Origin of the sequence: Sphaerisporangium dianthi, assembly GCF_042654065.1 — a bacterium.
GTDB lineage: Bacteria > Actinomycetota > Actinomycetes > Streptosporangiales > Streptosporangiaceae > Sphaerisporangium > Sphaerisporangium dianthi.
The window spans coordinates 16,860-38,116 of record NZ_JBHSFP010000033.1 but is presented as its reverse complement, the minus strand read 5'-3'; the positions used below and the strand labels follow the sequence as shown (position 1 = coordinate 38,116).

Genomic DNA, 21,257 nt, shown 5'->3' with positions numbered 1-21,257 from the left:
CCCCGCCCGCACCTGTGCGGGACGGCGGCGCCCGCCCGATGGCGAGGCCGCGCGGCCAGGTTGCTAGCGTGCTGCGGGTGAGCGGACGAGCGGTGTTGGTCACAGGGGCGTCGCGGGGCATCGGGCGGGCGGTGGCCGCCGCGTTCGCGGGCCAGGGCGACCGCGTCGCCGTCCACCACCGAGGGTCGGCCGAGCTGGCCGAGCGGACGCGGGACGAGCTGCCGGGCGACGGGCACGTCGTCGTCCAGGCCGACATCGCCGACCCCGAGCAGGTGCGTCGCATGGTGGACGAGGCGGCGGACGGGCTGGGCGGCATCGATGTGCTGGTCAACAACGCCGGCGTCTTCGTCCACCACCCGATCACCGAGGTCTCCTACGAGGAGTGGCAGCAGGCGTGGCGGCGCACGCTCGACCTCAACCTGCTGGGCGCGGCCAACGTCACCTGGTGCGCCGTGCCGCACATGCCCTCCGGCGGGCGCATCATCAACGTCTCCTCACGGGGCGCCTTCCGCGGTGAGCCGCAGGCTCCGGCGTACGGGGCGAGCAAGGCGGGCATGAACGCCCTCGGCCAGTCGCTCGCCATCGCGCTCGCTCCGCACGGCATCGCCGTCGGGACGGTCGCGCCCGGCTTCGTCGAGACCGACATGACCAACGAGCACCTGAAGGCGCCGCGCGGCGACGCGATCCGCGGCCAGAGCCCCTTCGGCCGGGTGGCCCGCCCGGAGGAGATCGCCGCCGCGGTGGTCTACCTGGCCTCGCCGATGGCCGAGTGGGCCAGCGGCGCCATCATCGACCTCAACGGCGCCTCCTACCTCCGCAGCTGACCGCGACCTGTCTCCGTCGCCGACCGCGCCCCACCTCTCATGGCCGGCCCCGACGCACCTCCATGGCCGGCCGCGACGCGCCCGCGCCCCTGGCCGCGGAGACCTGCCGGCGTGGGAGTCGTCTGGAGGGCCGACTCGTGGCGTCGGTCATCGAGGACCTGCCGGTCCGCCCTCGACGCCGCCCCCGTGTAGCCCGGACAGTCTGGACGGCCCGGAGAGCCGCAGAATTTCACTTGCACAGAGCTTGTTGAAGAGAACTTTCAGGGTTATGTTCACGATCGACCCGTCCTTCCCGTAAGCGGTGAGAAGTCGAGACGTTCCCCGACGATGGCCCTCCCCTCCCGCCAAGGTTGACCACCATGCCGCCGACGTAGTCCTCCGTGGTCCTGTCGCCACGGGGTTTCATCGACATCGAGAACCGGGACCGCACGCATCCCCCCACACACACCTGCTTCAGAGAGGTGAGCATGCCCACAACCGGCAGCCCGACCTGGCCGAAGACCCTCGGATCCGCGATCACCGTCCTGCTGGTCACCCTCGCAGCGGCACTGCTGCCCCAGGCCGCCTCGGCGCAGGGCTCAGGCGTCCTGGCCCTGTCCCACAAAAGCCCGTTCAACTGCGGGAAGACCTTCTACGCCAACAACTGGACCCCCGACCACAGCCCATCGGGGGCCATCGACTGGCAGGACTACGGGGGCGACGACATCAACGGTGAGACCGTGCGCGCCACCGCCGCGGGCACCGCGTACTTCAACGACGCGGGAAGCACGAGCTACGGCAAGTGGGTGGAGGTCCGCCACAGTGACGGCACCAGAACCCGCTATGCCCACCTCTCGACGATGGCGAAATCGGCCGGCGGCTCCATGAGCGTCAGCCAGGGCACCGCCATCGGGACCGTCGGCTCGACCGGCGGCTCCAACGCTCCGCACCTGCACTACGAACAGCGGACCTCCACCGGTGCGGTGGACACCAGTCCGACCGTGGACGGCGTGACCGTGTCCCTGGGCCAGAAGAAGGCCGTCACGAGCACCAATTCCTGCGGGGGCGGCAACCCCTACACCCCTGCGGAGGTCTGCGGCGCCGGCTACACGGTCATCGACTCGGCCGCCCTCACCGGTGGCCGCGCTTATCTTCTCTACAACTCGGGCAACGGTTACAACTGCGTCGTGACGCTGAAGACGACGAACCTCGGCTCGCCGTCGTCGACGTCCGCCTTCCTGGAGCCGCAAGGGGAGAGCAGGACGACCGACTCGGGCAGCTACGGCTACTACGCGGGACCCGTCAAGCGCGACGCGGCCGGACAGTGCGTCAAGTGGGGCGGCTCGGTCGGCGGCAGCTCGTACACCAGCCCCTTCGAACACTGCGGTTGACAGCGCGACTCGTCGTTCCGCCCGGGATCTCGGCCAGCGATCTCGGCTAGCCGGGGATCCACCGGCAGTAGAGCGACTGGCCGTCCTTCCTTGCCCTTCGTGCCAGCGCGACCAGGTCCCTGACCAGGTCGAGCACGTCGTCACCCTCGTGGAAGCCGGAGAGAGGCTCGATCGTCCAACGCCGGGCGACCTCGGCCAGGCGGCCGTCCTCGACTCCGGCGAGTGCGTCGCGGGCGGTCACCGGCAGTTCCTCGATCACGGGTCCCTCGTAGCCGAAGTCCTCCGGGAGGGCCGGCCGTTCCTCTCCGGTCGCCGGCATCCCGGGGACCGGAGGGTACAAGGTGACCGTCTCGACCAGATCGTCCGAGTACGGGACGCCTTCGATGACGGCCACGAGGCTGCCGAGGGACCCTTCAGGATCGACCCACTTGGTCTCCACGACGTCGAACACCGGAGCGCCGGGAAGAGGCTTGGCCGGCGCCCGTAGATCATCCGGCCGCAAGGTGGCAGCGGCGCGATCGGGAGCCCGGTAATAGTCATGCATCGCACTCATGTGTGTCGCTCCTTGTTTCGGCAGACCGCGACGGAGGCGAGTCGCGCCCGCGGCCGTCACATCCACCGTCTGATCACGATCAAAAACCGGGACAGACCCGACACGTGAGCGTCGGCCCGCGCGCGCCGACGTGAGAGGCATGAGCTCCGATCCGCCTCGCGTCTCGCGGCCGGGGCACGGCCCCGTCCCTGCGGCCGGCTTCTCAGAGGGCGCGGCGCCACACGTCGATGGCGAGGACGGGGCGCATGCCGACCGACAGGTACAGATCGAGCGCCGGGGTGGTGTTGCCGGCGTCCACGTGCAGGTAGGTGCCGGTCCTCCCCCGGCGCGCGTCGGCGGCGAAGGCCCGCTTGAGCAGCAACCGGCCGAGTCCCCGGCCGCGGAACCCGGGCAGCACCGACAGGATGCGCACGTATCCGCAGTTCTCGTCGGCGGCGAACATGTCGGAGCCGAGGAGCATCGCCGCCGGCACGCCGTCCACCTCGGCCAGCAGGAGCTGGGACCAGTCGTGAGTGCTGGAGGACTCGAAGTCCCGCTTCCACCGGTCGTACTGTTTGGGGACGAACCCGAAATGCTCGGCGAAGCCCTCCTGATGGATCCGGTGGGCGGCGCGCATGAGGTCATCGGAGCCGGCCGCGGCCCGGACGGTCACGCCGGGAAGGGAGCCCTCGTCCACCTCGGCGTGGTCGGCCCGCAGCCGGTGGAAGCTCGTCGCGGGTTCGAAGCCGTACGCGGCGGCGAGGGCCCGCTTGGCCTCGTCCTGCCGGTAGATCGCGACCTCGGCCGCCGCCCCCGCGTGGCCCGCCACCGCCCCCGCGTGGCCCGCCGCCTCGAGCGCGGCCGGCTCCGCCCGCTCGGCGGCGATCTCCCTGGCCCGTCCGAGGACGGCGTCCCACAGCCGGGCCGTCACCCCCGCGTCCGTGGAGCAGACCTCGACCTCGACGGTGCCGCCCTCTCCCTGGCGCAGGGCGTACGCCCAGCCCACCGGGCCGCCGTCACCGCCGCGCCGGTAGGCCAGCCAGGCGTCACGCTCAAGGTCCAGCGCCTGCTCGGCCAGCACGTCGGCCACGTCGTCCGGCGTCATGTCGGGGTGGCCCAGCACTTCGGTGTCGCAGGCGGACACCACCTCGTAGACGGCCGGCGCGTCGTCGGCGCCCGGCCGGCGGATCTCGAATGCGCGCGCGAAGGCGTCGTCCACGGTGCCGGGCGCCCCCGGGCGGACGTCGTCCGCGATCTCGTGCTCGTTCACATCTGCCTTTCTACCGGGCGGATCGACCGGGGCGAACTCGGGCGGGGGCCGCGTCCCGGCCCGGCGCGCTGAGGCATGATGACCTCACACGAGTCGGATCATGGAGGCGGGCATGGAACTGCGGGAGTTCTTCGAGCACCTTTCCGGGGCCCAGCGGGTGTACGGGCAGCCGTACGAGAAGGACGGCGCCACCGTCATCCCCGCCGTCTCGGTGCGCGCCGGGGGCGGGTTCGGCCAAGGTGACGTGCAGGGCCAGGTGACGGGCGGCACGGGCGGAGGCGGCGGCGCGATCGCCCGCCCGGTCGGCGCGTACGTCATCAAGAACGGCGAGGTGTCGTGGGAGCCGGCCATCGACGTCAACCGCATCGTGCTCGGCGGCCAGATCCTCGCGGGCATCGCCCTCATCGTGATCGCGCTGCGGGCCGGCTTCCGCCGGTCCTGAACCTCGCCGCGCCACGCGGGTCGGCGCGCCGCCGAGGTGCGGGTCTAGTCTGGCGGGCATGGTGCGCACCCGCCTCTATCGCAACGGTGCTCTGGAGGCCGAAGGCTTTCCCTACGCCGAGGTCTCCGAGTATCTCAAGGACCCTTCGGCCACGGTGTGGTTCGACCTGCTCTCCCCCACCCCCGAGAAGCTCGCCGTCATCAGCGAGGAGCTCGGGCTGCACGAGCTCGCCATCGAGGACGTCCTGCACCCTCACCAGCGGCCCAAGCTGGACGTCTACGACACCCACCTGTTCCTGACGCTGTACGCGGTCAGGCTCGGCGAGGCGGGCGCGGGGCTGCACCTCACGGAGCTCTCGGCCTTCGTGACCGAGAACGCGCTGGTCACCGTGCGCTCGGACGACTCGTGCGACATCGACGCGATCACCGCGCGCTGGGACGCCGACCCCCGCATGATCAAGCATGGCGTGTCGTTCCTGCTGCACACCGTGCTGGACTACGTGGTGGACGGCCACTTCGACGTCGCCCAGGCCCTCGACGACCAGGTGGAGGCGCTGGAGGACGAGCTGTTCACCGAGCGTCCCGGCAACAACCGGGGCATGCAGCGGCGCATGTTCGACCTGCGGCGGACCGCCGTGCGGTTCCGGCGCGTCGTGCTGCCCATGCAGGATGTGGTCCGCGGCCTGCTGCGCCGCGACCTCGGCGTGGTCGAGGCCGGCATGGCGCCCTACTACCAGGACGTGTACGACCACGTGCTGCGGGTCTCCGAATGGACCGAGTCGCTGCGCGAACTGGTGGGCAACGTGTACGAGACCCACCTGAACCTGCAGGGCTACCGGATGAACGACATCATGAAGCGGGTGACGAGCTGGGCGGCGATCATCGCGGTGCCCACGCTGATCACCGGCTTCTACGGGCAGAACATCCCCTTCCCCGGGTTCTCCCGCGAGGAGGGGTTCTGGACCTCCAGCCTGCTGATCGTCGTGGTGTCCTGGGTCCTGTACGTCATCTTCCGCAAGAAGGACTGGATCTAGCGCGCCGGCCCGCCCGCGCGCCCGTCCCGCCGGCCCGCCGCGCGGGAGCCCCGGGAGGGGTCAGGGGCGGACGGCGGCCTCGTCGACCCAGTCGCCCGCGAGCACCACGTCGCGCAGCAGCGAGCCGGCGCCGAGGATGGCGGCGTTCGGCCCGGCGCGGGTGACGTCGATCTTCAGGTCGCGCGTGGCCAGCGGAAGGCAGCGTTCGTAGACCGCGCCCCTGACCGCGGCGATGAGCTGCTCGGCCGCCGACAGGCTGCCCCCGATCACCACCGCGTCCGGGTTGAAGAAGTTGACCAGGGCGGTGAGCACGTCGCCGATGAGCCGCCCGGCGCCGCGCACGAGGTTGGTGGCCTGGGGGACGCCGTCGGAGGCGAGCCGGGCGATGCGCGCGGGGTGGTCCACCTCGATGCCCTGCCCGGCGAGGGCCGCGATCAGCGCCGCGCCGCTGGCGTAGGCCTCCAGGCAGTCGGAGTGGCCGCAGGAGCACATCACCGACCGGTCGGCGCGCACGCGGACGTGGCTGATGTCGCCGGCCGCGCCGCGCCCGCGGTGCAGCCGGCCGTCCGCGATGATGCCGCAGCCGATGCCGGTGCCCACCTTGAGCACCATGAGGTTCTCGCAGCCGGGCCAGGCCAGGTGCTCGCCGGCGGCCATGAGGTTGGCGTCGTTCTCGACCAGAACCGGCAGGCCGAACCGCTCGGCCATGTGGGCGCCGACGGGGTACTCGTTCCATCCGGGCATGCGGGACGGGGAGATCACCGTGCCGTCCGCCGGGTCGACCGGGCCGGGGACCCCGACGCCGACACCCCGCACCGGCAGGCCGCCGCCGGCGGTCGCGACCAGTTCCTCCAGCCGGGCGGCGAGCCAGTCGAGGGTGACGGCCGCCCCTGCCCCTATGTCGCAGGCGTGCTCGACGACGGCGAGCGGGGTGCCGGCGAGGTCGACCAGGCCGAGCCGGGCGTGGTGGCTGCCGAGGTCGGCGACGGCGAGCAGCCCGGACTCGGGGGCGAGCTTGAGGCGCCTGGGACGCCGGCCGCCGGTGGACAGCCCTGGCCCCTCCTCCTGGAGCAGGCCGGCGTCGATGAGCTCCTCCACCCGCAGCGACACGCTCGACGGGGCGAGGCCGGAATGCCGGGCGAGCTCGGCGCGAGACGCGGCGTGGCCCAGCGCGACGAGACGGAGCAGCTCACCTTTGCCTGACACAACCAGATGAATACCACGATGTTACTTAGTGCGGCAATCAATTGACTTCGGCCGACATCGACCCATAGTGTCCGTTCAAAATTCGATTCCGAACGAAGTCGGATGGTAAGTGATGATCCAGCTGCGCGGAAACGCTCCAGCACCCTCCCGCACGCGCCGCGCGGCGCTGACCGTCATGACCGTGCTGTCGCTGGCCGGGGCGGTGGCGGCCTGCTCGGGCGGCGACGGCTCGTCCGCCGTGCCTCCCGCCCCCGCGGGCGGCACGAACTCCCAGCCCGCCGACGCCTACGCCTCGGCGCCGGTCGCGACGGCCGCCGACATCCCGGCGGGCTCCACGATGGACAAGATCAAGCAGCGCGGCGAGCTCCTCGTCGGCGGGTCGCTGGACGCGCCGCTGCTCTCCCAGCAGAACCCGGTGACCGGCCAGGTCGAGGGGTTCGACGCCGACCTCGGCAAGATGCTCGCCAAGTACATCCTCGGCAAGCCCAGCGTGAAGATCGTCAACTCGGCGTCGGAGACCCGGGAGGCGCTGCTGTCCAACGGCACCGTCGACGTGGTCTTCCAGACCTACACGATCACCCCCGAGCGCGCCGAGCAGGTCGCCTTCGCCGGCCCGTACTACACCTCCGGCCTGGCGATCGCGGTGAAGAAGGGCACCACCGGCATCGCCAAGCCCGAGGACCTCGACGGCAAGACGGTCATCGCGGGCGCCAACACCCCGGCCATCCCCGCCATCAAGAAGGTCGCCCCGAACGCGAAGATCGTCACCTTCGGCAGCGACCCCGAGTGCGTCCAGGCTCTCAAGCAGGACCGCGGCGTCGCCTACGTCCAGGACCAGTCGCTGCTGGTCGCCGACGGCAAGAGCGACCCTGAGCTGCAGGTGGTCGGCGAGCCGTTCACGACCGACCCGTACGGCATCGGGCTCAAGCACGGCGACGACCAGATGAAGAAGTTCGTCAACGACTGGCTGAAGAAGATCCAGGACGCCGGCCTGTGGCAGCAGGCGTGGAAGAACTCCATCGGCACGGTCGTGCAGGGCGAGGCGCCCGCGCCGCCCGCCATCGGCTCGGTCCCCGGCTCCTGAAGGCCGCCGTCGTAGATGGACGCCCTGTCCGGCAACCTCCCGGCGCTGTGGGACGGTCTGCTCGTCACCGTGCAGCTCACGCTGCTCGCGTTCGCGGGCGCGTCCGTCGCCGGGATCCTCGTCGCCACCGCGCGCGTCAGCCCGGTCCCGGTGCTGCGCGCGGCGGGGACGGTCTACGTGGAGACACTGCAGAACATCCCGCTGCTGGTGCTGCTGATCCTGGCCGTGTTCGGGCTTCCCGAGATCGGCGTCCAGGCCGGGCTGTTCACCACCGCCGTGGTGGTGATCGCCCTGTACCAGGCCGCCTACGTGGCCGAGGCGCTGCGGTCGGGCATCAACGCGGTCCCCGCCGGGCAGGGCGAGGCCGCCCGGGCGCTCGGGCTGGGCTTCGCGGGGTCGCTGCGCCACGTGGTGCTCCCCCAGGCGCTCGGCACGGTCGTCCAGCCGCTCGGCAACATCTTCATCATGCTCACGATGAACACCTCGCTGGCGGCGGCGGTCGGCGTGGTCGAGCTGACCGCCGCCGCCAACCGGGTCAACCTGATCGAGGCCCAGCCGATACCGATCTTCGTGGGGGCCGGAGTGGCGTACATGCTGTTGTCGTCGCTGGTCGGATTCGCCACCGGCGTGCTGGAGCGCAGGCTGGCGGTGCACCGGTGAGCGGCCGGCCCGCACCGGCGGGCAGGCGCGCGGCGGGTTCACCGCCGGCCGGACGCGCGGCGGGTTCACCGCCGGCCGCGAGGGCGGTGCGCCGATGAGCGCCGCCGGCCGCCTGCTGTTCGACGAGCCGGGCCCACGCGCCCGGCGGCGCACGCGGATCGCCACGTTCGTGTCCGCTCTCGCGTTGCTGGCGCTGGCCGCGCTGGCCCTGCGCCAGTTCGCCGCCAACGGCCAGCTCGACGCGGCACGCTGGCAGCCGTACGCCACCTGGCCCATGTGGCGCTACCTGCTCGGCGGCCTGTGGTCGACCGTCCTCGCGGCCGTGGTCTCGGCCGCCCTCGCCATGGCCGGCGGGCTGCTGCTCGCGCTCGGCCGGGTGTCCTCGCGCCGCCCGGTGCGCTGGGCGGCGGGCGCCTACGTCGAGGTCGTCCGGACGATCCCGGCGCTGCTGCTGGTCTACGTTGTGCTGTTCGCGCTGCCGAGGTACGGCCTGGACCTGCCGCTGTTCTGGAAGCTCGTCGTGCCGCTGTCGGTGTCCAACGCGGCCGCGTTCGCCGAGATCTTCCGGGCCGGCATCCTGTCGGTCGAGCGCGGCCAGGGCGAGGCGGGCCTGTCGGTCGGGCTGACGCGCGGGCAGACCATGCGCCTCATCGTGCTGCCGCAGGCCGCCCGGCGCGTGCTGCCGTCCATCGTCAGCCAGTCGGTGGGCCTGCTCAAGGACACCTCGCTGGGCTTCGTCGTCAGCTACGCCGAGCTGCTGTACAGCGGCAAGGTCCTGGCCAACTACAACCATCTGCTGATCCAGACCTACATCGTCGTGGCACTGGTTTACCTGGTGGTGAACGCGTCGCTGTCGAAGCTGGCCCGCACGCTGGAGGCCCGTCAGGCCGGCGCCGCCCGCCGCGCCGCGGCCACCGGCGCCCCGAAGCCCCCCGCCGCCCCCGAAGCCGCCCTCCATGCCTGACCGCACGCCCCGATCCCCTTCCCTTCGCCCCGGCTCGCCCCCGGCGGCGCCCAACGCTCGCCCCGGCTCCACGCCGGACCGTTCCATGTTCGAGAGAGGCACTTCCATGTACGCGCGCCTGGCGGAGGTCATCAGGTCTGGTTTCACCGAGAGCGCCCACTTCGGCAGCGTCGCCGCGCTCGCGCCCGACGGCACCCTCGCGCTCGCGCGCGGCGTCGTCGACGAGCCGATGCTCCCGCGCTCCTCGGCCAAGCCCTTCCAGGCCCTGGCCTGCCTGGACTCCGGCGCCGCCCTGTACGGCTCGCGCCTGGCGATCGCCGCCGGCAGCCACACGGGCGAGGACTTCCACGCCGACCTGGTCCACGCGATGCTGGCGGAGGCCGGCCTCGCCCCTTCCGCACTGCGCTGCCCGGCCGACTGGCCGGAGGACGAGACCACGCGGCACGCCATGGTCAGAGCCGGCGAAGACCGCGCCCGGGTGCGCATGAACTGCTCGGGCAAGCACGCGGCGATGCTGATGGCCTGCGCCGCCGCCGGCTGGGACACCGCCTCCTACCTCACCGCCTCCCATCCCCTGCAACGGCGGGTGAGGTCGGCGATCCAGCGGCTGTCCGGCGAGAAGAGCCCGCACACGGCGGTGGACGGCTGCGGCGCCCCGCTGTTCGCGCTCTCCCTGGCCGGCCTGGCACGCGCCGTGCGGGCGCTCGCCGTCGCCCCGAAGGACACCTCCGAGCGCGCGGTGGCCGACGCCATGCGCTCGTTCCCCGAGTTCGTCGGAGGGACCGGGCACGTCAACACCGAGCTGATGCGGGCGCTGCCGGGCTGGGTCGTCAAGGGCGGCGCCGAGGGCGTGCTGGTGGCCGCCACACCGGAGGGGTACGCGGTGGCCGTCAAGGTGATCGACGGCGGTCCGCGCGCGACCTCGGCCATCGCCCTGGCCGCCCTCGCCGAGCTCGGCGCCGACACCACCGGCGCCGAGACCTTCACCACCGTTCCCGTCCTCGGCGGCGGCCACCCCGTCGGCGAGATCCGCGCGACGCTGTAGGACACACCACGCGCCACAGCTCGGGCGAGCGCCCGTATGCCCGCACGGGGACGAGATGAGCGTCCGCCCCGGCGGTCTTCCCGGGCTCCGTCCGCGGTGGCGTGCGTCTTGGCTACGCGATGGTATCGATGTCTCCGTCGGGCGGCCGGGGTCCGGCGGGGTGGGCAGAATTCGGATCGTGCGTTCGTGGATACGGTGGTCGGTGGCGGTTTCGGCCGCTGTGCTCATCGTGGTCTCGCTGCTGATCTCCTGGCGGACGCCGGCCGGGCCGGAGGGGGCCAGCTGGACCGCGGGCGTCATCGGCGCCCTCGCCATCGCGGCCGGCGTGCTGGCCTGGGCGAAGCGGGGCGGCTCCGGCGACCGGGACGACTCCTCCGATCCCGGGCAGGTGGCGCTGGCACGGCAGAAGCTCGCCGCGGACGTCGCCGCCCAGTGGCGGGAGGAGGCCACCGCCCGCCAGCTCTACGACCCCACGCCGTTGGCCGTGCGGTGGCGGATGACCGGCCTGCCGGTCGTGGACCACCGCCCGCACATCGGCGCGGCGGCCACGCAGGAGGTGAGCGCGCGGGCCGACGCGGTGAAGGACCTGGTGGACCAGCTCGACCGGCTCAGCCACAACCGGCTGGCGATCATCGGGGACGCCGGCATGGGCAAGACCACGCTGGCGATCCTCATCATGCTGGAGCTCCTGGACCGGATCGACGCCAAAGAGGACCACCAGCGGCCCGTCCCCGTGCTGTTCACGCTGGCGAGCTGGGACCCGAGGGCCGAGACCTTCCGTGACTGGCTGGTGCGCAGCCTGGAGGAGAGCTACCCGGCGCTGCTGTCCAAGCGGTACGGCGGCACGGCGGCCAGGGCGCTGGTGGAGGAGCGCCGGATCCTGCCGGTGCTCGACGGGCTGGACGAGCTTCCCCCGGCGGTCCGGCCGCAGGCGATCTCGGCGCTGAACATGAGGGTGACCGCCGGCGACGAGCTGATCCTCACCTGCCGCACGGCGGAGTACACCGGCTCGGTCTCGGCGGCGCACGCCGACGTGCTCACCGCCGCCGCCGTCATCGAACCGTCGCCGCTGACGGCGGACGACGTCGTCACCTACCTTCGTGCCTGCTTGAGGCCGGACCCGCCCGAGCGGTGGACCTCCTTCCTCGCGCACATCGAGAAGAGGCCCGACGGGCCGGTCGCCACGGCCCTGACCATCCCGCTGTACCTGTCGCTCTTCCGCTCGGTCCACATCGAGACCGGCGCCGGTCCCGCCGAACTCCTCGACGAGCGGTCCTTCCCCGGCGCGCGCGCCGTGCAGGCGCACCTGCTGGACGGCCTGATCGACGCGCTCGTCCGGATGCGCCCGCCGGTCGGCCGGCATCACCCCGAGCACCACTCCCGCCCGCGCCGTCGCTGGGAGAGCCGCGAGGCCATCGCGTGGCTCTCGCACCTGGCCGCGCACATGCGGGAACGGCGGACCAGCGACCTCGCGTGGTGGCGGTTGCACAAAGCCCTCACGGCACGGCGGCTTCGATGGTCCAGCGCGCCGGTCGGCGCCGTCACGGCCTTCGCCGCCTACTATCCGCTGTTCCACGTCATGTTCGGCGGGGCGGCCGGCAGGGCGGACGCGGCCACGGCGGCCGCGGTGTGCTCGGGCGTGCTGTCCTCGCTCCTCGGCCTCGGCCTCCTCACGGCGAACCCCTACTCGTCGGAGCCGTCGTCGGCGGACCTGCGTCTGCGCGGACGGCTGCTGCCCCTGCTCAGGCACACCGGCCCGGGCCTCGCGCTCGCGGCCGCCACGGCCGTCCTGGCCGCCGCCGTCGTGGAGCCGGCGCTGGGCGTCCTGGCCGGAATCGTCGCCCTCCTCGTCTACACCGCGCTGTTCACCCTGGACAGGTGGGCCGCCACTCCGGCCGCCACCGACCACGCCCAGAGCCCGATGACCACCTTGCGGGGTGACCGGCGGCTCGCCTTCCTCCGCATCGGCCTGGTGGCGGCGGCCTTCGCCACGGCGGGCGTTCCCGTCCTCTACCTGGCCGAACACGCGGCCGCACTCTCCGAGCGGCTGTTCGTCCGCCCGGTCGACCTCAGATCGCTCGACCCGGTGACCATCACGGTCTCGCCGGCCGACCTGGCCCTGCCGGCGGCGCTCGCCCTCAGCGGAGCCGCCGTCGGGCTCCTGGTGACGCGGACCGTCCAGGAGTGGCCCGCGTACACCATCGCGCGGATCGTCCTGGCGGCTACGGGCAAGGCTCCCTGGCGGCTGATGTCCTTCCTGGAGGATGCCTACCGGCTCGGCATCCTGCGGCGGGTGGGCCCGGTGTACCAGTTCAGGCACGCGGCACTGCAGGACCGCCTCGCCGCCTCCTCCCCGGCCGCCGGATCCCCAGGCGAGGCCGGGCTGCCCGACGCCATTCGCGAGGGCTTCGGCGCCAAGGGTCTGACGGCGCTGGACGCGGGCGCGCGCGCCGGCCTCGTGTCGGCATGGGACCGGCTGGGCGCACCGGCTCCCGAGGTGCGGCACCAGGCGCTCGCCTGGCTGGAGGAGTTCGGCGGCGAGAGCCCCGAGCGCCGGCAGATCGCCGTGGACGCCGTCTCGGCCTACCTGCGCAGACCGCTGCTCGGGTCGGCCGCGTCCTGGCCGGCGGGCGGGGCGGCCCAGGCGGAGCACGCGGAGCACGCGGAGCACGCGGAGCACGCGTCCGGCGCCGGGGCGCGAGACCGTTCCCCCGGCGGCGCCGCCGGCCGCGGACGGGAGGCGGAGACGGCCGAGGACTTCCGCCGTTCGCATCTCCGGGCACAGGCGGTACTGCTTCGGCTGGCGAGGCTGTGGACCGGCGGCCCCGCCGTCCCCTGCGTCGACCTCTTCGGGGCCCATCTGTTCGACTTCGACCTGTCCGGCGTCTCCCTGGGCACCGCCGTGTTCGACCACTGCCGGTTCCACGGCCGGACCAGCTTCGCGGGGCTCGTCTGCGGCAAGATCTCCTTCTTCGGCGCCGGCTTCGGCGCCGAAGCCCGCTTCACCGAAGCGAGATTGGCCGGGCAGGCGGACTTCTCCGGCGCGACGTTCGACGGAGTGGCGGACTTCACGCACGCGGTACTGGCCGAGATGGACTTCAGCAACGGCACCTTCGAGGAGGACTGCGTCTTCCTCGGCGCGACCTTCCTCGACGGGCGCGAGCGCCATGACTTCGCCGGCTTCTACGGCGCGGAGATCCGCGGAAACCTGGACCTGCGGCTCGCCAGGTCGCTGCCCGGCGTCGCCCTGCGCGAACCGTCCGTCCACGGTCGCATGCTCATGCACGACGAGGACGCGGAGCCGTAGCCGTCCACCGCGTCGGATCTCATCCGCCCCGGCCACGGGACTCGATCACCCGCGCACCTGGATGTGACCAGATCGCGCTCATCGCCCACACCCCCGCCACATGCGGACCTACAGGAACGAACAGCGGGCGGACCCGCCCTGGCGAATGACGAGCAACTTCGCGGAACTGTGTTGCCGGGTCTGAGCCGCCATTTCTAGCTTCGTTCCATGAGCTCTCCCTCTGAACGTCAAGGTGCCGGTCATGGGCGCGCGGACGGCCGATTACACCCCCATCCGGCCACCCGCGCGGCCCACCGGCTGCGGCGCGCGCTGGAATGGCACGGGATCACCGCCGAGGTGCACGAAGGCAGGGGCCTGGCGCTGGCCTCGGTCTGCGTCGACCTGGTGGCCTGGACCGACGGCGCGTGTTACTTCTGGTGGTCGGGCGAGGTGTCGGAGACGACCGGCCGCAGGACCTACGCCTACAGCCCGGCCGACGACCCGGTGACCGCCGCCCGCCGCGTCGCCGAACGCCACCGCGATCTTCGCGACGGCCGCTCCCGCGACGCCCTGTCCCCCGAAGGCCTCCAGCCGCCGGTCCCGCGACAGCAGAGCCCCGAGGACCGTCTCCTGGAATCCTTCCGCCCGGTGTAGCCCGGCCGCGCCGACGGGGTCAGGAAGCCTGGCGGGGACCGAGGAACTCCAGCCGGTTCTGGTGGCAGTCGGCGGCATAGAAGCGCCGATGGCCGGGGAAGGCGTCGTCCCAGGTGATCTGGACGCCGTGGGCGGTGAGCCTTTCGGCGAGGGCGTCAAGGTCGGCGACGAGGATGCCGGGATGGGCCTTGCGCGCCGGGCGGAAGTCCGGCTCGACGCCCAGGTGGATCTCCAGCGCGTCCGCGCGCACCCACAGCCCGCCCCGGGCTGCGAGCTCCGGCGGCTTGCCGACCTCCGTCATCCCGAGCACGCCCACATAGAACCGCCGGCACGCCTCTTCCTCCCCCGGCGGCGACGCCAGTTGCACGTGATGCAGCCCCAGCCCGAAGGGAGAGGACGCGGCCGGCGCCGGGCTCGCGGGAGACGGCCCCCGCTCTGGCTCGTCGCTCGTCATGACGTCCTCCTTGACGGTCCTCGGCAGGATGACCCCGCCATGGTATCGATCACCTGGCGACCGGCACCCCTCAGACGTGAATTCGATCGATCGACGCCTGGCCGCCTGAAACCAGCCGCGAGCCGATATAACGCGGCCACCATCGCTTGACCGGCATACTCACCGATCTTCCCGGATATCGACCGCACGTGATTCCTTGACCGATTGCGAACGGTCGCCCCGGTTCGGCGATGATCCTCGCCACATGACACGGGGTTCGATGCTCGCGCGCTTCATTCCAGGTTGTCGCGATATACAGGCGCGCCATGGCGCCCCGCATGGCCGAACACGTGGTCAAAGAGCGCGCCGACCCGTCACCGTATGCGTGCGGGCCCTGCGCGTGACGCGCCATCTCCGCGGACGCCTTCTTCATTGACCGACGCCATCAATGACACCTTGGCGGAAAAGATCGCACCTGGAACGACTTCGCCAGGACATACAGATCGTCGATATCATATTTGCCCTATCATGCAGTCTGTTTACCGTTTCACGATCTCCAAATGATGGCCACTGCCCAAAGAACGGCTACTTTCAAAGACGTCTCTGCCGGGTGCGGCGGAGACGTCCCATTCAGCCAAAATCAATCACCATACGGAACAATATGATTTCTCGTGGTACCTTGAGCGACTCCGCCTCTCGCGCGCCCAGGCGCCGGACGGGGTGGGCGGTCGTGGTGATGAGCGGCGCACTTCTGACCCTCTCCTCGTCGGCCGTCGCCGGCACCGAGCCGGTGAGCCCTGATGCCCGGCACACGTCGCCGCGGGGAGGCCCGCCCGGTGACGAGTGGCGGGATTTCTACTTCGACTTCGACAAGAAGCTCTTCAAATGCCGGGGTAAGTGCTGCACCAACATGCGGAAGTGTCTTTTCCGTCCAGGGCCTCCGGGACCACCCGGCCCTCCTGGGCTGCCCGGTCCGGAGGGGCCGCCAGGACCGATGGGCCTCCCCGGGCCCGCGGGACCCATCGGTCTCACCGGGCTCACCGGACCCGCGGGACCGCGCGGACTGGCGGGGCCGGCAGGTCCGATCGGACCCATCGGCCTCCCCGGACCCGCGGGACCCGTCGGTCTGACTGGACCCGCGGGACCGCGCGGACTGGCGGGGCCGGCAGGTCCGATCGGACCCATCGGCCTCCCCGGACCGGCGGGACCGGCGGGACCGATCGGACCCATCGGTCTCCCCGGACCGGCGGGACCGGCAGGACCCATCGGCCTTCCCGGAATCGCAGGACCGGCGGGACCAGCAGGGCCCATCGGTCCGATCGGCCTTCCCGGACCCACAGGACCTATCGGACCCATCGGCCTCCCCGGAATCGCAGGACCGGCGGGACCGGCGGGACCCATCGGTCCGATCGGCCTTCCCGGACCCACAGGACCTATCGGACCCATCGGCCTCCCCGGAATCGCCGGACCGGCGGGCCCCACCGGACCGGCAGGGCCCGTAGGACCGGCAGGACCGGCAGGACCCGCGGGGCCGGCAGGGCCGCTGGGCCCGGTCGCGGACGTCAACGCGACGATCCTCACGCAGATCAGCGCCCCGCAGTTCGTCGCGTTCATCAAGAACGGCGTGACCTACGTCCGGGACTCCCGCACTCCCGACACGCCCCACCAGGTGTCCTCGCTACCGGGCTACCCGAAGGGCGCGATTTCCGTCGCGCTGGCTCCGTCACCGACGGCTCCGTCCACGACGCTCAACGTCACCGTGTCCACGGACACGCGGGTGTTCCAGGCGGCGTGTCTCATCCAACCGGAACCCGGTATCGGGGGGAATCCGACATGGCCCGGTAACTGCGGGTCCTTCGTCGAGATCCTCTCCGTGACCGATACCCGGCGCTGACACCCGCGGTGCCGTGCCCGGCCTTCCTGGCACGGCACCGCTCGCCTCGCCCCCCCGGACATCCCTCACCATGAGCGCCCGGGCCGTATGACGGCTCGCCCAGGACGTGATGGGATGTCCGGCAGGAGGTACGTATATGGATTACGTCAGGCTTGGTACCACCGGTATGAAGGTGTCCCGGATATGTCTCGGGATGATGAGCTACGGCGATCCCGCGAAATGGCAAGACTGGGTGCTCGACGAAGAGGGCAGCGAGCCGCTCGTGCGCAAGGCCGCCGAGGCGGGCGTGACCTTCTTCGACACCGCCGACACCTACTCCTTCGGCGCCAGCGAGGAGGTCACCGGCAGGCTGCTGCGCAAGATCTTCCCTCGCCGCGAGGACTACGTCCTGGCCACCAAGGTGTTCTTCCCCATGGACAAGGCCGCCAACGACGGCGGGCTGTCACGCAAGCACATCATGGCCGGCATCGACGCCTCGCTGAAGCGCCTCGGCACCGACTACGTCGACCTGTACCAGATCCACCGGTGGGACGACGACACCCCCATCGAGGAGACCATGGAGGCGCTGCACGACGTCGTGCGCGCAGGCAAGGTGCGCTACATCGGCGCCTCCAGCATGTACGCCTGGCAGTTCGCCAAGGCCCAGCACGTCGCCGAGGTCAACGGCTGGACCCGGTTCGTCTCGATGCAGAACCACTACAACCTCCTGTACCGCGAGGAGGAGCGCGAGATGATCCCGCTCTGCCTGGACCAGGGCGTCGGCCTCATCCCGTGGAGCCCGCTGGCCCGTGGGCTGCTGGCCCGGGCGGACGCGGGGCAGGAGCGGACGACGCGCTCGGGCGTCGACGGCCGCATCGAGCAGCTGTACGGCGGCCCGGGCGACGCCGCCGTCCTGGCGCGGGTCGCCGAGACGGCCGCCACGCGGGGCGTCCCCTCTGCCCAGGTGGCGCTGGCCTGGCTGCTCGCCCAGCCCGGCGTGAGCGCCCCGATCGTCGGCGCCACCAAGGAGCGCCACATCGAGGACGCCGTCGCGGCGGCCGAGCTGTCGCTCAGCGACAAGGAACTGGCCTACCTCGCCGAGCCGTACGTCACCCGCCCGGTCATCCACTGACCCTCACCTGAGGCCCGGCGGCCGCTCCCGCCTCGCGGCACGCCACGCGCGGCGGGAGGGGCGGCCCGCGGGGGCGGGCGTGCCCCGGGGGTGGGCGTGCCCCGGGGGCGGGCGTGCCGCCAGGGCGGAAATGTCGGCCGGCCTCCGTAAGCTGGTGCCCATGGGGCGGGCGAACGACGAAGCCGCGGCGGCTCTCGAGGAGTACGCCGATCTTTTCGCGATGACCGGCGGCGACGCCTTCCGGGTGCGCAGTTACCAGAAGGCCGCCAAGGCGATCGCGGGCCATCCCGGCGACATCTCCCAGGTGAACGTCCGCGAGGTGCCAGGGGTCGGCGAGGCGATCGCCAAGAAGATGGAGGAGTTCCTCCAGCGGGGCAGCTTCCGCCAGCTCGACGCCCTGCGCGCCGAGGTGCCCGAGGGGGTGCGCGCGCTGACGCGCATCGCCTCCCTCGGCCCCAAGAAGGCCGTCTTCCTGTACCGCGAGCTGGGCATCGACTCCCCTGAGTCACTGGCCGAGGCGATCGGCCAGGGGCGACTCGAGGGCCTGCGCGGGTTCGGCGCGAAGACCGAGGAGAACCTCCTCAAGGGCATCGAGCAGCTCCAGCGGGCGGGCGAGCGGGTGCACATCGGCGTCGCGATGGACCTCGCCGAGCGGGTCATCGCCTCGCTGCCCGCGGCCGAGAAGATCTCCTACGCCGGGTCGCTGCGCCGAATGAAGGAGACCGTCGGCGACGTCGACGTCCTCGCCGTGGGCCCCGAGTCGCTGATGGCCGACTTCAAGGGGCAGCCGTACGTGGCGGAGGTCATCGCGAGCGGCGCGCTGAAGACCTCGGTGCGCACCACCCAGGGCATCCAGGTGGACCTCCGCCTGGTGCCCGCCGAGTCGTGGGGCGCGGCGATGCAGTACTTCACCGGCTCCAAGGAGCACAACGTGCGGCTGCGCGAGATGTGCGTCAAGCGCGGCTGGAAGCTGTCGGAGTACGGCCTGTTCGAGGGCGAGGCCGTGATCGCCGGCAAGGCCGAGGAGGACATCTACGCGGCGCTCGGCATGCAGTGGGTCCCGCCGCCGCTGCGCGAGGACGGCGGCGAGATCGAGGCGGCGTTGCGCGGCGCGCTCCCCGAGCTCGTCACGCTGGAAGACTTGAAGGGCGACCTGCACACCCACACCGACCTGACCGACGGCATCGCGACGCTCGAAGAGATGGTCGAGGCGGCGGCCCGGCGCGGGTACGCGTACTACGCGGTGACCGACCACGCGCCGAACCTGTTCATGCAGCGGATGACGCTGGACAAGATGCTGGAGCAGCGCGAGCGGCTGCGCCGCCTGCAGGACGACCATCCGCACATGCGCCTGCTGCACGGCACCGAGCTGAACATCGCGCCGGACGGCACCGTCGACTGGCCGGCCGAGGTGCTCGCCGGCTTCGACATCTGCGTCGCCTCGGTTCATTCTCATTTCAGCCAGTCGCGCGAAGAGATGACCCGCCGGTTCGTCGCCGCCTGCGAGAACCCGCACGTGCACGTCATCGGCCATCCCACCACCCGCAAGATCGGTAAGCGGGCGCAGGTGGACGCCGACTGGGACGCCGTCTTCGCGGCGGCGGCGCGCACGGGAACCGCGATGGAGATCGACGCCTACCCCGACCGGGCCGACCTGCCCTCCGACCTGGTGCGGCTCGCGCGCCACCACGGGGTGCGCTTCTCGATCGACAGCGACTCCCACGCCGTGCCGCACATGGACAACCTGCGGTTCGGCGTCGGCGTCGCCCAGCGGGCGTGGCTGACCGGCGACGACGTCATCAACAGCTGGCCGCTCGACAGGCTGCTGGACTTCCTCGGCGGCCACTGACCGCCCGCGTCCCGTCGCGGGAGCCGGCGCCAGGGAGGGGAGCCGGTGTCCCGGCATCGGCACGAAGAGCCGGTGTCGCCGGTGAGGTGTCCTTGTGGGCCGGCGTCCGAGCAGGCCCAGAACAGAGGGCTCCCGCCGGAGGCGCGAGCGGAGTAGACTGGCGATATAACATGGTTTTCTGGTAGGGATTTGGTAGAAGTTTGACCGGATGGGGGGGTGCCCCATGGAACTCGATGACCGGACCGGCGAAGCCACCACGACCAGACTTGACCTGGGACATGGCAGCGGCACTGGGTGGGTGCCGCGGATGCGCCCGGAGTCCCCGCACACCTCCGCGGAGGCCTCCCAGCGCGCGGCCTCCGCCTCCGCGGAGGCGTCCCGCCGGCGCGGGGCCTCCGCCTCCGCCGCGGCCCCGCCCGCCGTGGCGCCCGTCCGAATCCTCAAGCCTCTGCCGCCCGACCTGTTCATCACCTACGGCGCCGGCGCCGAGACGCGCTGGGAGTCCATGCGCGGCCAGGGCTACCACACCCCCAACGACCGGTTCTTCGTCCGGAACCACACCTCCACCCCGCTCGTCGACGCCCGCGCCTGGCGGCTGCGCCTGCACGGGGACGGGCTGCGCAACCCGCGCAGCCTCACGTACGAGGACCTGCTGGCCCTGCCCTCGGTGACCGCCGACGTCGCCATCGAGTGCGCCGGCAACGGGCGGGCGTTCTTCGACCTCCAGCAGGACCAGCCCATGTCCGGCATTCCATGGCGGCTCGGCGCCATCGGCGTCGCGCGCTGGCGGGGCGTGCCGCTGGCGACGCTGCTGGACCTGGCCGGGGTGACCCCCGGCGCCGTCGACGTCATGCCCCAGGGCCTGGACCCGGTGTACGTCGAGGACGGCGTCGACCACGGGCACGTACGCCGGCCGCTGCCCATCGAGAAGGCGCTGTCGGACGTGCTGGTGGCCTACGAGATGAACGGCGTGCCGCTGCCGCCCGACCACGGGTTCCCCGCCCGGCTGGTGGTGCCGGGCTGGAGCGGAGTCGCCTCGATCAAGTGGCTCGGCGGCATCGAGGTCTCCACCGCTCCCCTGTCGTCGCCCTGGACCACCCGCTTCTACCGCATGTTCGGGCCCGGGCATCCGACGGGGGGCGTCCCGCTGGCCGCCCAGGTGGTCAAGAGCGCCTTCGAGCTGCCGTGGGGCGCCACGCTGCGGGCCGGGCGCCCGCACATCCTGCACGGCCGGTCGTGGTCGGGCGGCGGGCACGTCGTCCGGGTCGAGGTCAGCGTGGACGGCGGCCGCGTGTGGACGGTCGCCGAGACCAGCGGCCCGCGATCGGCCCGGGCGTGGGTGCCCTGGCACCTGGCCTGGGTGCCGAGGCGACCGGGGGCGCACATCCTGATGGCCAGGGCCGTCGACGAGACCGGAGCCGCCCAGCCCGTGCGCACCCGCTTCAACATGCTGGGCTACCACTTCGACGGCGTGGTCCAGCACCCGGTGACGATCATCCCCTGACACAGGGCGAGTGCTGGGCGGAGGCGCGGAAACCGTACGCGTCCCGCCCGGCCGTCTTGATCACCCGGGTCGGCGCCCCGCCGCCGCTCACGGCGG

The 21,257-nt window shown here is 72.0% G+C and carries 17 protein-coding genes; 13 read left to right on the top strand and 4 right to left on the bottom strand.

The features are described 5' to 3' along the window. Positions 1–38: 38 nt before the first annotated feature. Together ACFO60_RS32920 and ACFO60_RS32915 are read left to right on the top strand one after the other, a co-directional pair. Complete coding sequence (locus tag ACFO60_RS32920) at positions 39–824, top strand: SDR family NAD(P)-dependent oxidoreductase (RefSeq protein WP_380848455.1); 786 nt, start codon at positions 39–41, stop codon at positions 822–824. A 467-nt stretch (positions 825–1,291) separates the two neighbouring features. Then, positions 1,292–2,194: a M23 family metallopeptidase gene (locus tag ACFO60_RS32915; RefSeq protein WP_380848452.1), complete on the top strand. Its 903-nt coding sequence runs from the start codon at positions 1,292–1,294 to the stop codon at positions 2,192–2,194. A gap of 46 nt (positions 2,195–2,240) precedes the next feature. Here ACFO60_RS32915 and ACFO60_RS32910 read toward each other — a convergent pair whose 3' ends face one another. Then, the gene (locus tag ACFO60_RS32910) at positions 2,241–2,747 is read right to left on the bottom strand and encodes a hypothetical protein (RefSeq protein ID WP_380848450.1); all 507 of its coding nucleotides are present in this window, start codon (positions 2,745–2,747) and stop codon (positions 2,241–2,243) included. A gap of 202 nt (positions 2,748–2,949) precedes the next feature. Continuing rightward, complete coding sequence (locus ACFO60_RS32905; protein ID WP_380848447.1) at positions 2,950–3,996, bottom strand: GNAT family N-acetyltransferase; 1,047 nt, start codon at positions 3,994–3,996, stop codon at positions 2,950–2,952. Between the two features lie 112 nt (positions 3,997–4,108). Between ACFO60_RS32905 and ACFO60_RS32900 the strand changes: the two genes are divergently transcribed. After that, positions 4,109–4,438, top strand: a complete 330-nt coding sequence (locus tag ACFO60_RS32900; RefSeq protein ID WP_380848444.1) for a spore germination protein GerW family protein — start codon at positions 4,109–4,111, stop codon at positions 4,436–4,438. A 58-nt stretch (positions 4,439–4,496) separates the two neighbouring features. Further along, complete coding sequence (locus ACFO60_RS32895) at positions 4,497–5,471, top strand: magnesium transporter CorA family protein (RefSeq protein WP_380848441.1); 975 nt, start codon at positions 4,497–4,499, stop codon at positions 5,469–5,471. 60 nt (positions 5,472–5,531) lie between these two features. Here the strand turns inward: ACFO60_RS32895 and ACFO60_RS32890 are convergent, their stop codons facing one another. Then, positions 5,532–6,677 (bottom strand): ROK family transcriptional regulator, encoded by a 1,146-nt coding sequence (locus ACFO60_RS32890; RefSeq protein ID WP_380848438.1) that lies wholly within the window; start codon positions 6,675–6,677, stop codon positions 5,532–5,534. Positions 6,678–6,789: 112 nt separating this feature from the next. On the opposite strand from ACFO60_RS32890, the gene ACFO60_RS32885 reads away from it, so the two are divergent. The 6 genes from ACFO60_RS32885 to ACFO60_RS32860 all read left to right on the top strand — a co-directional run bounded on the left by ACFO60_RS32885 (position 6,790) and on the right by ACFO60_RS32860 (position 14,370). After that, positions 6,790–7,761, top strand: coding sequence for a glutamate ABC transporter substrate-binding protein (locus tag ACFO60_RS32885; RefSeq protein ID WP_380848435.1), 972 nt, complete (start codon positions 6,790–6,792; stop codon positions 7,759–7,761). A gap of 15 nt (positions 7,762–7,776) precedes the next feature. Next, on the top strand, positions 7,777–8,421 hold the full coding sequence (locus ACFO60_RS32880) for an amino acid ABC transporter permease (protein ID WP_380848432.1): 645 nt from the start codon (positions 7,777–7,779) through the stop codon (positions 8,419–8,421). A 94-nt stretch (positions 8,422–8,515) separates the two neighbouring features. Beyond that, positions 8,516–9,385: an amino acid ABC transporter permease gene (locus ACFO60_RS32875; RefSeq protein WP_380848429.1), complete on the top strand. Its 870-nt coding sequence runs from the start codon at positions 8,516–8,518 to the stop codon at positions 9,383–9,385. Positions 9,386–9,491: 106 nt separating this feature from the next. Further along, entirely contained in the window at positions 9,492–10,430 is a 939-nt protein-coding gene (locus ACFO60_RS32870) for an asparaginase (protein ID WP_380848427.1), read from the top strand. 178 nt (positions 10,431–10,608) lie between these two features. Next, positions 10,609–13,737, top strand: coding sequence for an NACHT domain-containing protein (locus tag ACFO60_RS32865; RefSeq protein WP_380848424.1), 3,129 nt, complete (start codon positions 10,609–10,611; stop codon positions 13,735–13,737). 207 nt (positions 13,738–13,944) lie between these two features. After that, a complete protein-coding gene (locus ACFO60_RS32860; protein ID WP_380848421.1) occupies positions 13,945–14,370 on the top strand; it encodes a hypothetical protein in 426 nt (141 codons plus the stop codon). 19 nt (positions 14,371–14,389) lie between these two features. Here ACFO60_RS32860 and ACFO60_RS32855 read toward each other — a convergent pair whose 3' ends face one another. Further along, positions 14,390–14,824, bottom strand: coding sequence for a VOC family protein (locus ACFO60_RS32855; protein ID WP_380848418.1), 435 nt, complete (start codon positions 14,822–14,824; stop codon positions 14,390–14,392). A 2,009-nt stretch (positions 14,825–16,833) separates the two neighbouring features. Between ACFO60_RS32855 and ACFO60_RS32850 the strand changes: the two genes are divergently transcribed. The 3 genes from ACFO60_RS32850 to ACFO60_RS32840 all read left to right on the top strand — a co-directional run bounded on the left by ACFO60_RS32850 (position 16,834) and on the right by ACFO60_RS32840 (position 21,161). Continuing rightward, positions 16,834–17,808 (top strand): aldo/keto reductase, encoded by a 975-nt coding sequence (locus tag ACFO60_RS32850; RefSeq protein ID WP_380848415.1) that lies wholly within the window; start codon positions 16,834–16,836, stop codon positions 17,806–17,808. A gap of 160 nt (positions 17,809–17,968) precedes the next feature. Next, positions 17,969–19,657 carry a DNA polymerase/3'-5' exonuclease PolX gene (gene polX / locus ACFO60_RS32845; RefSeq protein ID WP_380848412.1) on the top strand — a complete coding sequence of 563 codons (1,689 nt, stop codon included), beginning with the start codon at positions 17,969–17,971 and terminating at the stop codon, positions 19,655–19,657. A gap of 307 nt (positions 19,658–19,964) precedes the next feature. After that, complete coding sequence (locus ACFO60_RS32840; RefSeq protein ID WP_380848409.1) at positions 19,965–21,161, top strand: sulfite oxidase; 1,197 nt, start codon at positions 19,965–19,967, stop codon at positions 21,159–21,161. Positions 21,162–21,257 lie beyond the last annotated feature (96 nt).

Excerpts from the sequence above, each read along its gene's own strand:
- ACFO60_RS32920 (WP_380848455.1), top strand. The coding sequence starts at position 39 with ATGGCGAGGCCGCGCGGCCAGGTTGCTAGCGTGCTGCGGGTGAGCGGA.
- ACFO60_RS32915 (WP_380848452.1), top strand. The coding sequence starts at position 1,292 with ATGCCCACAACCGGCAGCCCGACCTGGCCGAAGACCCTCGGATCCGCG.
- ACFO60_RS32910 (WP_380848450.1), bottom strand. The coding sequence starts at position 2,747 with ATGAGTGCGATGCATGACTATTACCGGGCTCCCGATCGCGCCGCTGCC.
- ACFO60_RS32900 (WP_380848444.1), top strand. The coding sequence starts at position 4,109 with ATGGAACTGCGGGAGTTCTTCGAGCACCTTTCCGGGGCCCAGCGGGTG.
- ACFO60_RS32895 (WP_380848441.1), top strand. The coding sequence starts at position 4,497 with ATGGTGCGCACCCGCCTCTATCGCAACGGTGCTCTGGAGGCCGAAGGC.
- ACFO60_RS32885 (WP_380848435.1), top strand. The coding sequence starts at position 6,790 with ATGATCCAGCTGCGCGGAAACGCTCCAGCACCCTCCCGCACGCGCCGC.
- ACFO60_RS32880 (WP_380848432.1), top strand. The coding sequence starts at position 7,777 with ATGGACGCCCTGTCCGGCAACCTCCCGGCGCTGTGGGACGGTCTGCTC.
- ACFO60_RS32875 (WP_380848429.1), top strand. The coding sequence starts at position 8,516 with ATGAGCGCCGCCGGCCGCCTGCTGTTCGACGAGCCGGGCCCACGCGCC.
- ACFO60_RS32870 (WP_380848427.1), top strand. The coding sequence starts at position 9,492 with ATGTACGCGCGCCTGGCGGAGGTCATCAGGTCTGGTTTCACCGAGAGC.
- ACFO60_RS32860 (WP_380848421.1), top strand. The coding sequence starts at position 13,945 with ATGAGCTCTCCCTCTGAACGTCAAGGTGCCGGTCATGGGCGCGCGGAC.
- ACFO60_RS32855 (WP_380848418.1), bottom strand. The coding sequence starts at position 14,824 with ATGACGAGCGACGAGCCAGAGCGGGGGCCGTCTCCCGCGAGCCCGGCG.
- ACFO60_RS32850 (WP_380848415.1), top strand. The coding sequence starts at position 16,834 with ATGGATTACGTCAGGCTTGGTACCACCGGTATGAAGGTGTCCCGGATA.
- polX (WP_380848412.1), top strand. The coding sequence starts at position 17,969 with ATGGGGCGGGCGAACGACGAAGCCGCGGCGGCTCTCGAGGAGTACGCC.
- ACFO60_RS32840 (WP_380848409.1), top strand. The coding sequence starts at position 19,965 with ATGCGCCCGGAGTCCCCGCACACCTCCGCGGAGGCCTCCCAGCGCGCG.